Genomic DNA, 11,976 nt, shown 5'->3' with positions numbered 1-11,976 from the left:
CGCCTCCCTCGGCGTTGAGTTGCGCCTCCCTGGGAGTTGAGAAGCGGCTCTCCCGGGTTGCTCGCATCGAGGCGCAACTCAAGGGGGAGCGCGGCGCAACTCAACGGGAACGAATTCGCTCTGGAGTTGTTAGTCACTATGACTCTCAGAGTGAAGGAGGAACCGTGTTCAACCCGATGCTGCCGTCCCTCGACGCGTACGACGCCTACCGCTGGGCGCAGGACCGCTTCGACCACCGGGACTACTACGCCGCCGCGAAGGTGCTGCGCCGGCTGGTCGACGAGCACCCGCACGAGCACGAGCTCGGCGACGCCCGCGAGCTGCTCGCGCGCGCCTACTACCACTCCGCCCAGCTCGAGCCGGCCGTCACGACCGCCCGCGAGCTGCTGGCCGCGCGGCCGGACCACGCGTACGCCGCGCTCCTGCTCGCCCGCTCGCTCGAGCGGCTGTCCCGGCACGAGGAGGCCGCCTCCGCGCGGCGCCTGGCCGACGCGCTGGGCGCGGTGGCCTGATGCCGGACGGCGACTGCACCGGCATCGCGCGGGTGATGGGTCTGCTCGGGCGAGCCTGGGCCGGCGCCGTGCTGTGGGCGATGCACGGCGGCGCCGAGCGGTACGCCGCGATCAGGGAGGCGGTGCCCGGTGTCAGCGATGCCGTCCTCGCCGCCCGGCTCAAGGAGCTCTGCGAGCGCGGGCTGGTCGAACGCCTCGTCGAACCGGGCCCGCCGGTGCGGGTGCGCTACCGCCTGACCCCCGCCGGGCGGGACACCCGGCGACTGCTGGGCGAGCTGCACCGCTACGCCCAGCGGCACCCGGACGTCACTGCCACTCGCGCCGGATGAGCCCGTACACCCAGGAGTCCGAGACCTCGCCGTTCACCACGCAGTCCTCCCGCAACGTCCCTTCGCGGACGAAGCCCAGCTTCTCCAGCACACGGGCGGATGCCGCGTTGCGCGTGTCGGTCTCGGCCTGGACCCGGTTCAGGTCCAGCGTGTCGAACGCCCACTGAAGCAGGGCGCGCGCCGCCTCGGTCGCGTAGCCGTGGCCCCATCCCCCGTCGTCGAAGCAGTAGCCCAGCGCGGCGCTGCGGTAGTCGGGGTTCCACCGGGTCAGGCTGCACCAGCCGAGGAAAGCCCCGTCGGAGGAACGGTCCACGGCCAGCCGCGTCCCGGTTCCTGCCTCGGCCATCTCCCGGCACGCCGCGATGAACCGCTCGGCGCGCGCCCGGTCGCGCCAGGGCGGCGCGTCCCAGTAGCGCAGCACGTGGGCGTTGCTGTGCAGCGCATGGAGAGCGGTCGCGTCCGAGTCGTCGAAGGGACGCAGTCGCAGGCGAGCGGTGATCACGGCAGGTGCCGACAAGGACATGCCCGCCATGATGCCTCGTCGCGGACGCCGCTCGCTCGTCAAGAAGGGACCGACCCCTCAGACCGCGAACAGCTGGCCGAGGTCGCGGAACGCCTTGAACTCCAGGGCGTTGCCGGCCGGGTCGAGGAAGAACATCGTCCACTGCTCGCCGGGCTCGCCCTCGAACCGCACGTACGGCTCGATCACGAAGTCGGTGCCGGCAGCGGTGAGCCGGCCGGCCAGCTCCTGGAACCGGTCGACGGACAGCACCAGGCCGAAGTGCGGGACCGGCACCTCGTGCCCGTCCACGGGGTTGGTGCCGGCGGCAGCGCCGGCGTACCCGTCGACCTGGTGGGTGACCACCTGGTGGCCTGAGACGTTCCAGTCGGTCCAGCGCTCGTCGGAGCGACCGCGGTCGAAGCCGAGCACCTCGCCGTAGAAGCGGCGGGCGGCGTCGATGTCGTCGACGGGGACGGCCAGGTGGAAGGGAGGGAGCGTGTCCGAGATCATCAAGGCAGCCTAGTCCGGGGCGGGGAGCCGGCCGGCGCGACGGTTCCTCGGAGAAATCCCGGGAGCCGGTGTCGTGGCGGGCCGGTCCCGTTCGTGGAGAGGGTGACAACGACCCCATCAGCTGAGGAGATCGCCATGCGCACCCTGATCGTCACCGAGTTCGTGTCCCTCGACGGCGTCGTCGACTCGCCCGGCGGCGGCGACCACCCGCACGCCGGCTGGACGTTCAAGGACGTCGCGTTCGACGAGGCGGCGTACGAGCTGAAGGGACGGGAGCAGCTCGAGGCCGCGGCGATGCTGCTCGGCCGGGTCAGCTACGACGAGTTCGCGCCGGTCTGGCCGACGATGGAGGAGTTCAAAGAGTACAACGAGATGCCGAAGTACGTCGTCTCGACCACCCTCGACGAGGACGCGGTCGCGAACGGCCCGTGGCAGCACTGCCACGTGCTCCGCTCCCTCGACGACGTCGCCGCGCTCAAGCAGGGTGACGGCGGCCCGATCATCGTCCACGGCAGTGCCACCCTGGCGCAGGGCCTCGCCAAGGCCGGGCTGGTCGACCGCTACCACCTGCTGGTCTTCCCAGTGACGCTCGGCAGCGGCAAGCGGCTCTGGGCCGACGACGCCGACAAGACGAAGCTGGCCCTGGTCGAGCACGCGTCGTACGCGAACGGGATCCAGATGGCGGTGTACGACGTCGCCCGGTGACGCCGTCGGAGGCACCCCGGAACAAATCCCGCCGTCGCGGCACTGATACAGGACAGGAGCCGCGACGGCGGGACCACACCCGGGAGGCGACATGCCCCAGCACCACCCCACGACGTACGCCCTCGACACCACGGGACCGACCATCACCACCCAGCGGCTGCTGCTGCGGCCCTGGCAGGAGTCCGACGCAGAAGCCGCTCGCGGGATCTTCGGCAGCGACGCGGTCGCCCGCTGGCTGGCGCCCGCGATGACCGCGGTGCCCGACACCGAGGCGATGCGCGCGGTGCTCCGGGGGTGGACCGACCAGCACCGCGACACCGGCCGGCCCACGGGCCGGTGGGCGGTCGAGGACCGCGCCACGGGTCGCGTGATCGGCGCCGGGGCGGTGCTGCCGCTGCCACCGGAGGGCGAGGACCTCGAGATCGGCTGGCAGCTCGCCCCTGACGCCTGGGGCCAGGGGTACGCCGCCGAGGCCGGCCACGCGCTGGCCCACTACGCCTTCGACCACGGCGAGGAGGAGCTGTTCGCGGTGGTCCGCCCGCGCAACGCCCGCGGTGTGGCCACCGCCCGCCGGGTCGGCATGGAGTGGGTCGGCGAGACCGACAAGTACTACGACCTGCGGCTGCAGGTGTTCCGGCTCCGCAAGGGCGACCTCGACGTGCCGTCACCCCGGGCCGGGGGCTGACCGGTTCAGCCCGCGAGCCCCGCCGTTGCCACGCGGGGCTCGACCCGAGCCCGGCACGTGACGTACAGCCCGCCGAACGCGACCAGGAGCAGCACCTGGGTGAGCACGGCCAGCCAGGCGATGTTCGGGATGTGCGACGCCGGCCAGGTCACGGACGCGATGCCGATCAGCAGCGCCGCCCAGCGCGGCGCCGTCCCGGTCACGGCCAGGCCGATCGCGGTCAGGAGCAGCGCCAGCACGAACACCAGCCCGAGCGGCTTGACCAGGGTCGCGGCTCCGTCGGCGTCCACCAGGTCGACCCCGCCGAGCGAGACGTGGATGGTGTTGAAGCCGTAGGCGACGTTGCCGGCGACGCCGACCATGCCGGTCACCAGGACCGCGGCCGACCAGTTCGGGTGGTCGCGCAGCAGCGCGACGACGTAGAGGAAGACGAACGTGTACCCGATGGCGCCGAGGACGTGGAGGACGGCCGCGGTCGGGTCGTCCCAGCCGCGGGCTGCGTACAGGGAGTCGGCGAGCAGGTACGTGAGAGGGGCGAGGACGAGCGAACCGGCGAGGATCCGGTCGGTCGGGGTCGGGGCAGTGGTGTTCACGGGACACCTCCGGTGTGGATGGCGTTGCGATGCGTGGGCCCGGGTGGGTCGTGGTGGTGACGGTCGGGCGGGATCGCGGGTACCGTCGGCGTGTCATTGCAGTCGAACTGCAATATTGCAGTCATATTGCATGAAATGGACATCGGAGGTCAACCCCATGACGGACCGCCGTCGCGCCCGCAGCGCGCACACCGAGGAGGTGGTGGTCGCCGCGGCGACCCGGCTCTTCGTGGAACGGGGCTACGCGCGCACCAGCATCGCCGACGTGGCCGAGGCCGCGGGGGTGAGCGAGCGGACCGTCTACGTGCGCTTCGCCGGCAAGGCGGAGCTGCTCAAGCGCGCCATCGACGTGGCTGCGGCCGGTGACACGCAGGGGGTCCCGGTCTCCGCGCGCGCCTGGATGACCGAGTCGCTGTCGGCGCCGACGCTGGACGACCGGATCGACCTGCTCTCGGCCGGCATCGCCGAGATGCATGCCCGGCTGGTCCCGCTGGTCGGGGTCGCGCTGGAGGTCGTGTCGGAGCCGGTGATCGCCGAGTCCGCGCGCGGCGGCCGCACCGGCACCCGGAACTCGATGACGCGCTTCTGGGAGGGCGCCGAGCGCGACGGGCTGCTGGATGACGGTGTCGACCTGGCATGGCTGGCCGAGACCACGACGATCGTCGCTGCGGCCGAGACCGCCCTGCTGCGCCGGCATGTCGTCGGCGACAAGGGGTACGCCGGGTGGCTGGCGAGGACCCTCCGCCAGCTGGCCCGGCCCGAGGGCGTCCGTCTCGCCCCGGGCTAGTCCAGCGCCTCGACGATCCGGATGTCGCGGACCGCGCCGTCGCCGAGGGCGGCGAGCGCGGCCTGGTAGGCGTCGCTGTGGTACGCCGCCACCGCAGCCTCGACGCTGGAGAACTCGATCAGCGTGGTGCGCTCCGGGGTGCCCTCCTCGAACGCTGCCACCGCCTTCCCGCGGGACAGGAACCGGCCACCCGACTCCTTCATCGCGGGTCCGGCGAGCTCGACGTACGCACGGAGCTTGTCGGAGTCGGAGACCGAGCGGAACGTGTTGATCCAGTAGGCGCGAGGCATGCACCGAGTCTTGCACCCCGGCCGTGCGTCAGGCCGCTCGGGACGTGGCGATGCGGCGGGCGTAGCCCCGGCAGGGACTCGGACAGGGGGAGGACGCGGGGTAGATCGGGCTCCCGGAGCGGTCACCTGACCCCAGAGTCGGCACCCACCCGGACGGACTTGTCCGTTTTCCGATCCGGCCCGAGGGTTCCTTGCGACCATGAGGCGGTGACGGTCGGCGTACCCGCCCACTGGCTCCCCGGGCATGCCCTGCTCGAGGAGCTGGACGCCGCTGCCCTCGCGGTCGACGCCACCGGCGAGGTACGCCGCTCGAACTCCGCCGCGGACCGCACCTACGCCGGCCCGGACGGCGTGATGTCCGGCCGTCGGCTCGCCTCGATCTTCGGGGAGGGCGACCGCACGGCCCTCGCCGCCGTGGTCCGCCAGGTCCTGGACGGCGACCCCTGGCAGGGCAGGGTCGAGCTGTTGCGTGCCGACGGCAGCACCCACGACGCCGGGGTGTCCTGCACCCCGCTGCACGAGGGCGACCGGGTGCGCGGGCTGCTCTGCCTGATTGTCGACTCGTCCGCGGAGGGGCGCCGGCTGCGCGACGCGCGGCTGCTCGAGGAGCGACTGACCCGGATCGCGCGGGTCACGGGCGAGCTGGGCCGGGCGGAGACCGTCGAGGACGTCACCCAGATCGTGACCACGCACTTCGCCGACGCGGTCGGCGCCTCGATCGCCGGACTGCTGGTCCGGGAGAGCGAGTCGTCGTTCCGGCTGATCGGCCTGCGCGGGGGTCGCACCGGCGACCGGGAGCACTGGGCGCACGTGTCCGTCGAGGACCGCACCGTCATCCGGGACGTCGCCCGCACCGGCCGGCGGGTGCAGGTCAGCACCCCGGAGCTGCACGAGCGCTACCCGGACATGCTCGACCGCGGGCACCGGTCGGTGCTGGCGCTGCCGCTGAACGTGGCCGGGCGCACCATCGGCGTGATCTCCCTGTCCTTCCCCGGCGTCCGCGTCGTCGACGCCGCCGAGATGGAGTTCCTCGAGATCCTCGCCGACAACTGCGCCCAGGCCCTGCAGCGGATCGAGGCGCAGTCCTCGGCCACGATCGCCGCCGAGCGCCTTGCCTTCCTGGCCGACGCGTCCGTGGAGCTGGCCCGGAGCCTCGACTACGAGGTGACGTTGGCGAAGGTGGCGCAGCTGGTGGTGCCGACGTTCGCCGACTGGTGCGCGATCGACGTGGTCGAGGACGGACGCCTGCACCGGCTCGCCGTCGCCCACGTCGACCCGGCGAAGGTGCAGCTCGCCCGGGAGCTCGAGGAGCGCTACCCGAGCAACCCCGACGCCCCGCGCGGCACCTGGCACGTGCTGCGCACCGGCCGCAGCGACCTGATCCCCGAGATCACCGACGAGATGCTGGTCGCCGGGGCCACCGACGGTGAGCACCTCCGCATCGCCCGCGACCTCCAGCTCCGCAGCGCCCTGGTCGTGCCGCTGACCGCGCGCGGCAAGGTGCGCGGCGTGATCACGTGGGTGGCCGCGGAGTCGGACCGCCGCTACACCGAGGACGACCTGGCCTTCGCGGAGGACCTCGCCCGCCGGGCCGCGGTCGCCATCGACAACGCGGAGCTGCACAGCCACACCCTCGCGGCCGCCGTACGGCTGCAGGAGGCGGTGCTCCCCGACCGGATGCCGGAGGTGCCCGGGTGGGAGGTCGCGAGCTACTACGACCCGTCCGGTCGCACCGACGTGGGCGGCGACTTCTACGACGCGGTGCCACTGCTCGACGGTCGGATGGTGCTGTTCGTCGGCGACGTCATGGGCCGCGGCGTCGAGGCGGCCGCGGCGATGGCGCAGATGCGGGCCGCGGTGCGGGCCTACTGCGCGGTGGACCCGAGCCCGGCGGCGGTGCTCGGCAAGCTGGACCGGATGTTCGCGCAGTTCCCCAGCGAGCAGCTGGTGACGCTCGCCTACCTGGTGGTCGACCCGTCCCGGGGCGAGCTGGTGGTGGCCAACGCAGGCCACCCCGCCCCGGTCCTGCTCCGCGGCGACGGCAGCACCGAGCAGTTGCCCGACGCCGACGGCAGTCCACTCGCGGTGCTCGTCCAGGACCGCCGTGAGCAGCGGATCCGGGTGCGGGCCGGCGACGTGGTGCTGCTGTTCACCGACGGTCTCATCGAGCGCCGTGGCGAGGACCTGGACATCGGCCAGGCCCGGGTGCTCGACCTGCTGCCGACGCTCGCCGGCGACGACCTCGCCGGACGCCTCCAGTCACTGGTGGTCGCGCTCCGCGACCCGTCACGTGACGACGACGTGGCGGCCGTCGCGGTGCGGGTCGCCACCGCCGACCCGGCGTAGCGCGACTCGTTCCGACAACCGTCACCCGTCGGTCTCGTGGCCGTCGGTCCGGCGGACTAACGTCGGGACACGTCCCACCCCGACGACCCCGAGGAGCCCACCATGGCCGTGCGCCTCAACCCCTACATCAGCTTCCAGGACAACGCCCGCGAGGCGATGGAGTTCTACCGCACTGCGCTCGGCGGTGACCTGGCGATCAGCACCTTCGGCGAGTACGGCGACCCCAGTGCCCCCGAAGCGAGCCTGGTCATGCACGCGATGCTCGAGACGCCCGGTGGCTTCACGCTGATGGCCGCCGACACCCCGCCCGGCATGCAGCACAACCCCGGCACCAACATGGCGGTCAGCCTCAGCGGCGACGACGCGGCCGAGCTGCGCGGCTACTGGGAGAAGCTCTCCGACGGGGCCACGGTGACCGTGCCGCTGGAGAAGCAGATGTGGGGCGACGAGTTCGGGATGCTCGTCGACCGGTTCGGCATCGGCTGGATGGTCAACATCGCCGCCAGCCAGGCCTGACCGACGGCACCCGCCGACCGATGAATCCCGGGGTGCTCCCAGGTCGGAGTGCACGTCCGGAAGTTTTCTGATCGCGACTGTCGTGTCCGGGCGATCCCGTTCGTGGTCTGCATGACGGACCCACACGGACCACCACCCGAAGGAGCACCCCGATGAACGACCGCCGCACCCGCTGGCTGGCGCTCTACGCGCTCTGTCTCGGCGACCTCATGATCGTGCTCGACACGAACATCGTGAACGTCGCCCTGCCCTCCATCCAGACCGACCTCGGGTTCTCGCCGGAGGCGCTGGCCTGGGTGGTCAACGCCTACATGCTGACCTTCGGCGGCTTCCTGCTGCTCTCCGGCCGGCTCGGCGACCTCTACGGCAACCGCCGGGTGCTGCTCGGTGGCGTCGCGTCCTTCACGGCCGCCTCGGTGGCCTGCGCGTTCGCCCCGAGCGCGACGTTCCTGGTCGTGGGCCGGGCCGTCCAGGGCCTCGGCGGCGCCGCGGTCTCGGCGGTCGCGCTGGCCCTGATCATGGGCCTGTTCACCGACCCCGGCGAGCGGGCCAAGGCGATGGGCGTCTTCGGCTTCGTGATGAGCGGCGGCGGCGCGGTCGGCGTGCTGCTCGGCGGCGTGCTCACCGGGCTGCTCACCTGGCACTGGATCTTCCTGGTCAACGTCCCGATCGGCTTCGCCGTGTGGCTGCTGGTGACCCGGCTGATCCCGGCCGACGCCGGCCAGGCCGACGGCAGCCGCCTCGACGTCACCGGCGCCGCGCTGGTCACCGTCGCCCTGATGCTCGCGGTGTACGGCGTGGTCGGCGGCAACGAGGCCGGCTGGACCTCGACCCGCACCCTCGGCATCCTCGCCGGCGCGGTCGCGCTGCTGGTCGCGTTCGTGGTCCGCGAGGCCCGGGTCGAGCACCCGCTGGTCCCGCTCCGGCTGTTCACGCTCCGCAACGTCGCGGTCTCCCAGGTCGTCGGCGTGCTGTGGGCCGGCGCGATGTTCGCCTGCTTCTTCCTGACCGCGCTCTACATGCAGGGCGTCCTCGGGTACGACGCGCTCGAGGTCGGCCTCGCCTACCTCCCGTCCTGCCTGGTGATGGCCGTGATGTCGGTCAGCGTCAGCGACCGCCTCGTGATGCGGTTCGGCATCCGCCCGCCGCTGACCGTCGGCCTCGCGCTGGTCGCGGCCAGCCTGGCCCTGTTCGCCGGCGTCCCGGTCGACGGCCGGTACGCCCTGCACGTGCTGCCCGGCATGGTCCTGCTCGGCCTCGGCGCCGGCATCGCGTTCAACCCGGTGCTGCTGGCCGCGATGGGCGACGTCGAGCCGCACGAGGCCGGCCTGGCCAGCGGCGTCGTGAACACCTCGTTCATGATGGGCGGCGCACTCGGTCTGGCCGTGCTGGTCAGCATCTCCTCGTGGCGCACGAGCGACCTGGCCGCCGGCGGCAGCGCCCCGCTGGAGGCGCTCAACGGCGGCTACCAGCTGGCCTTCGCCACCGGCGCGGTGATGGCCGCGGCCGCCGCGGTGGTCGGCGGGACGCTGCTCCGGCCGAAGCCGATGCAGGCCCCCGAGCCGGATCTCGAGCCTGCGCTGCCCGCTGCCGCCTGACCCGCACGCTGAGGCATCGGGCGGCTGGCCGTCGGGTACCTCCCTCGTATGAGGGAGGGGCTGGGCGGCCGGCTGTCCGCGCGCTGGCGGGACGGGCTGCGCGACCCGGTGCTGCTGACGGACCTGCTGCAGAGCGCGAAGACCGCCCTGGCCGGAGTGCTCGCGTGGGTGGTCGCGACCGAGGTGCTGGCGCTCCGGCAGCCGTTCCTCGCTCCCTGGGCGGCCGTGCTCGTGGTGCACGCGACGCTCTACCGCACGTTCTCGCGCGCCGCCCAGCAGGTCGCGGCCACGGTGCTAGCGGTGGTGCTGGCCTGGGGGAGCGGGCAGCTCTTCGGGCTCGGTGCCGCCGGGATGGGCGTGATGCTGGCGATCGCGTTCCTGCTCGGCCGGGGCCGGTGGCTGCGGGAGGAGACGACCACCCTCGCCACCACCGGGATCGTGGTGCTGGCCACCAATGCGATCGACCAGTCCAACCTCCTCTGGGGCCGGCTCCTCGACACCTCCACCGGCATCGTCGTCGGGCTGCTGGTCAACCTCGTCGTCTGGCCGCCGCTGCGGCACCGGGCGGCGTGGGCCCGGGCCCGGGGCATCCCCGAGGAGCTGGTCGCCGTGCTCCGGGAGATGGCCGACCACCTCGGTCCCGAGCTGGAGGAGGACCAGGTCGAGGAGTGGATCCGTCGCGCCGGCCTGGTCGACCAGCACGTCGACGAGGCGTGGGCGTTCTGGCGGCAGGCGCACGAGGGCGGTCGCTTCAACCCGCGCCGGCGCCGGCGTACCGACCTCGACGAGCTCCAGCGCACCCTGCACTGGCTGGAGCAGGCCGTCGCCGACGTGCAGAGCATGGGCCGCACGCTCGCGATGAGCGCCCGTCACGCGACGCTGTGGGACGACGCGTTCCGCCGCCGGTGGACCGCGCTCGTCGTCGAGGCCGCCGACGCCGTCGAGTCGGGGAAGGTGAGCCGGCTGCACGCGGTCGGCGACGACCTCGGTGAGCTGGTCCGGGACCTCTCGGACGACGCGCTCGCCCACTCCGCCTGGCAGGAGTACGGCGGGATGGTGGTAGCGCTGCGCAACGTGCTGTCGGCGCTGTCCCGTGCGGCGCCGACGCTCGCCTCAGGCACGGCTCCGTAGATTGACCGCAACCGACCGAGGGGGAACCCGTGAGGATCCAGCGCACCGTCGAGACGACCGCGTCGCCCGCCGCCGTCTTCGCCTACCTCAGTGACTTCACCTCCACCACCGAGTGGGACCCGGGCAGCGTCCGGACCACCCGGGTCAGCGGCGACGGCGGCGTGGGCACCGAGTACCACAACGTCTCCCGCTTCGCCGGCCGCGAGACCGAGCTGACCTACCGGGTCGTCGAGCACGAGCCGGACCGGCTGTTCGCGCTGCGCGGCGAGAACCGGACCGTGGTCGCGCACGACACCATGGAGATCGAGCCGGGCGGGGCCGGGACCCGGGTGACCTACACCGCGGACTTCGCGTTCAAGGGCGCGGTGAAGTACGTCGCACCACTGCTCGGGCCGGCCTTCCGGAAGCTCGGCAACGAGGCCGAGCGGGGCTTGCGCGAGGCGTTGGCCGCCCTGTGACCGACCTGCGTCTCGCCCTCGCCCGCGGCGTCGACACCGCGCTCGACCGCACCGTCGCACCGGGGTTCACCCGGGTGGGGCCGGCGATCCGCCGCCGCCTGCCGACCTGGCCGGCGGACCCCGCTCCGGACGCCCTGGCCGCCCGGGTCGTCGCGGTCACGGGCGCCAGCTCCGGGCTGGGCGCCGCCACCGCCGAGGGGCTGGCCCGGCTCGGTGCCGAGGTGCACCTGGTGGTGCGTGACGTGGAGAAGGGCCGGCGGGTAGCCGATGGGATCGCCGCACGCGTCCCGGGTGCCCGGCTGGCGGTGGACCGATGCGACCTGGCCGACCTCGACGGCGTACGCCGGTTCGCGGACCAGGTCGAGACCGACCGTCTCGACGTGCTGGTGCACAACGCCGGCGTGATGCCGCCGCGGCGCACCGAGTCGCCGCAGGGTCACGAGCTCTCGATGGCGGTGCACGTGCTCGGGCCGGTGCTGATGACCGAGCTGCTGCGGCCGCGGCTCGCGCCGTACGGCGGGCGGGTGCTGCTGGTCACCTCCGGCGGGATGTACGGCCAGCGGCTCCGCTCCGACGACCCCGACTTCCACCGCGGCGGGTACTCCCCGACCGCCGCGTACGCCGGGAGCAAGCGTGCCCAGGTCGAGCTGCTGCCGGTGCTGGCCGGCCGCTGGGCAGCGGACCGGATCGTGGTCGGTGCCACCCATCCGGGCTGGGCCGACACCCCGGGTGTGGTGGAGTCCCTGCCCACGTTCCACCGGGTCACCGGCCCGTTCCTGCGTGATGCCGCCGGCGGCGCTGACACCACGGTCTGGCTGGCCGCGACCGAGCCCGCCCCCGAGTCCGGCGTGCTGTGGCACGACCGCCGCCCGCGCCCTACCCACCTGCTCCGCCGGACACGCACCGGCGACGCCGAGCGCGACCGGCTCTGGTCCTGGGTGCGGGAGCAGCTTTCGCTCTAGCATCGAGCCGCCGGGTGTCGAGGGCCTTGGTCTCGAGACGCTCGCTGGCGCT

General features: G+C 73.1%; 15 protein-coding genes. 11 read left to right on the top strand and 4 right to left on the bottom strand.

The features are described from left to right. Positions 1-164 precede the first annotated feature (164 nt). Together bamD and EKO23_RS17825 are read left to right on the top strand one after the other, a co-directional pair. A complete protein-coding gene (gene bamD / locus EKO23_RS17830) occupies positions 165-512 on the top strand; it encodes an outer membrane protein assembly factor BamD (protein ID WP_217702681.1) in 348 nt (115 codons plus the stop codon). Continuing rightward, on the top strand, positions 512-841 hold the full coding sequence (locus EKO23_RS17825; RefSeq protein ID WP_134719478.1) for a winged helix-turn-helix transcriptional regulator: 330 nt from the start codon (positions 512-514) through the stop codon (positions 839-841). The genes bamD and EKO23_RS17825 overlap by 1 nt, the downstream gene beginning before the upstream one ends. On the opposite strand, the gene EKO23_RS17820 is transcribed toward EKO23_RS17825, so the two are convergent. Both EKO23_RS17820 and EKO23_RS17815 read right to left on the bottom strand, forming a co-directional pair. After that, entirely contained in the window at positions 819-1,364 is a 546-nt protein-coding gene (locus EKO23_RS17820) for a GNAT family N-acetyltransferase (protein WP_134719477.1), read from the bottom strand. The two genes, EKO23_RS17825 and EKO23_RS17820, sit on opposite strands and share 23 nt — an antisense overlap. A 57-nt stretch (positions 1,365-1,421) precedes the next feature. Further along, complete coding sequence (locus EKO23_RS17815; RefSeq protein ID WP_134719476.1) at positions 1,422-1,853, bottom strand: VOC family protein; 432 nt, start codon at positions 1,851-1,853, stop codon at positions 1,422-1,424. A 135-nt stretch (positions 1,854-1,988) separates the two neighbouring features. Here EKO23_RS17815 and EKO23_RS17810 point away from each other — a divergent pair, with 135 nt between their 5' ends. Together EKO23_RS17810 and EKO23_RS17805 are read left to right on the top strand one after the other, a co-directional pair. Further along, positions 1,989-2,558, top strand: a complete 570-nt coding sequence (locus EKO23_RS17810; RefSeq protein WP_134719475.1) for a dihydrofolate reductase family protein — start codon at positions 1,989-1,991, stop codon at positions 2,556-2,558. Between the two features lie 91 nt (positions 2,559-2,649). Continuing rightward, positions 2,650-3,243 (top strand): GNAT family N-acetyltransferase, encoded by a 594-nt coding sequence (locus EKO23_RS17805; RefSeq protein WP_134719474.1) that lies wholly within the window; start codon positions 2,650-2,652, stop codon positions 3,241-3,243. Positions 3,244-3,248: 5 nt separating this feature from the next. Here the strand turns inward: EKO23_RS17805 and EKO23_RS25390 are convergent, their stop codons facing one another. Continuing rightward, positions 3,249-3,836 (bottom strand): hypothetical protein, encoded by a 588-nt coding sequence (locus EKO23_RS25390; RefSeq protein ID WP_167880542.1) that lies wholly within the window; start codon positions 3,834-3,836, stop codon positions 3,249-3,251. Between the two features lie 157 nt (positions 3,837-3,993). Here EKO23_RS25390 and EKO23_RS17795 point away from each other — a divergent pair, with 157 nt between their 5' ends. Then, positions 3,994-4,623, top strand: coding sequence for a TetR/AcrR family transcriptional regulator (locus EKO23_RS17795; RefSeq protein WP_167880541.1), 630 nt, complete (start codon positions 3,994-3,996; stop codon positions 4,621-4,623). On the opposite strand, the gene EKO23_RS17790 is transcribed toward EKO23_RS17795, so the two are convergent. Beyond that, positions 4,620-4,913 (bottom strand): DUF1330 domain-containing protein, encoded by a 294-nt coding sequence (locus EKO23_RS17790; RefSeq protein ID WP_134719471.1) that lies wholly within the window; start codon positions 4,911-4,913, stop codon positions 4,620-4,622. The genes EKO23_RS17795 and EKO23_RS17790 overlap by 4 nt on opposite strands. Before the next feature lie 207 nt (positions 4,914-5,120). Between EKO23_RS17790 and EKO23_RS17785 the strand changes: the two genes are divergently transcribed. The 6 genes from EKO23_RS17785 (at position 5,121) to EKO23_RS17760 (ending at position 11,924) form a co-directional block, all read left to right on the top strand. Further along, on the top strand, positions 5,121-7,259 hold the full coding sequence (locus EKO23_RS17785; protein ID WP_167880540.1) for a SpoIIE family protein phosphatase: 2,139 nt from the start codon (positions 5,121-5,123) through the stop codon (positions 7,257-7,259). A 102-nt stretch (positions 7,260-7,361) separates the two neighbouring features. Next, positions 7,362-7,775 carry a VOC family protein gene (locus tag EKO23_RS17780; RefSeq protein ID WP_134719469.1) on the top strand — a complete coding sequence of 138 codons (414 nt, stop codon included), beginning with the start codon at positions 7,362-7,364 and terminating at the stop codon, positions 7,773-7,775. A gap of 152 nt (positions 7,776-7,927) precedes the next feature. Then, on the top strand, positions 7,928-9,373 hold the full coding sequence (locus EKO23_RS17775; protein WP_134719468.1) for a DHA2 family efflux MFS transporter permease subunit: 1,446 nt from the start codon (positions 7,928-7,930) through the stop codon (positions 9,371-9,373). 48 nt (positions 9,374-9,421) lie between these two features. Beyond that, a complete protein-coding gene (locus tag EKO23_RS17770; protein ID WP_134719467.1) occupies positions 9,422-10,504 on the top strand; it encodes an FUSC family protein in 1,083 nt (360 codons plus the stop codon). A gap of 29 nt (positions 10,505-10,533) precedes the next feature. Beyond that, positions 10,534-10,962, top strand: coding sequence for an SRPBCC family protein (locus EKO23_RS17765; protein ID WP_134719466.1), 429 nt, complete (start codon positions 10,534-10,536; stop codon positions 10,960-10,962). Further along, positions 10,959-11,924, top strand: a complete 966-nt coding sequence (locus EKO23_RS17760) for an SDR family NAD(P)-dependent oxidoreductase (RefSeq protein ID WP_134719465.1) — start codon at positions 10,959-10,961, stop codon at positions 11,922-11,924. Before EKO23_RS17765 ends, EKO23_RS17760 begins: the two co-directional genes overlap by 4 nt. Positions 11,925-11,976: the final 52 nt, after the last annotated feature.

This window comes from Nocardioides guangzhouensis (assembly GCF_004519545.1).
Lineage (GTDB): Bacteria > Actinomycetota > Actinomycetes > Propionibacteriales > Nocardioidaceae > Nocardioides > Nocardioides guangzhouensis.
This window is presented reverse-complemented; position numbering and strand designations above follow the sequence as displayed.

Bases quoted from the DNA above. Each gene is read 5' to 3' on its own strand.
- EKO23_RS17810 (WP_134719475.1), top strand. From the start codon at position 1,989: ATGCGCACCCTGATCGTCACCGAGTTCGTGTCCCTCGACGGCGTCGTC.
- EKO23_RS17790 (WP_134719471.1), bottom strand. From the start codon at position 4,913: ATGCCTCGCGCCTACTGGATCAACACGTTCCGCTCGGTCTCCGACTCC.
- EKO23_RS17780 (WP_134719469.1), top strand. From the start codon at position 7,362: ATGGCCGTGCGCCTCAACCCCTACATCAGCTTCCAGGACAACGCCCGC.
- EKO23_RS17775 (WP_134719468.1), top strand. From the start codon at position 7,928: ATGAACGACCGCCGCACCCGCTGGCTGGCGCTCTACGCGCTCTGTCTC.
- EKO23_RS17825 (WP_134719478.1), top strand. From the start codon at position 512: ATGCCGGACGGCGACTGCACCGGCATCGCGCGGGTGATGGGTCTGCTC.
- EKO23_RS17795 (WP_167880541.1), top strand. From the start codon at position 3,994: ATGACGGACCGCCGTCGCGCCCGCAGCGCGCACACCGAGGAGGTGGTG.
- EKO23_RS17805 (WP_134719474.1), top strand. From the start codon at position 2,650: ATGCCCCAGCACCACCCCACGACGTACGCCCTCGACACCACGGGACCG.
- EKO23_RS17820 (WP_134719477.1), bottom strand. From the start codon at position 1,364: ATGTCCTTGTCGGCACCTGCCGTGATCACCGCTCGCCTGCGACTGCGT.
- EKO23_RS17770 (WP_134719467.1), top strand. From the start codon at position 9,422: ATGAGGGAGGGGCTGGGCGGCCGGCTGTCCGCGCGCTGGCGGGACGGG.
- EKO23_RS17815 (WP_134719476.1), bottom strand. From the start codon at position 1,853: ATGATCTCGGACACGCTCCCTCCCTTCCACCTGGCCGTCCCCGTCGAC.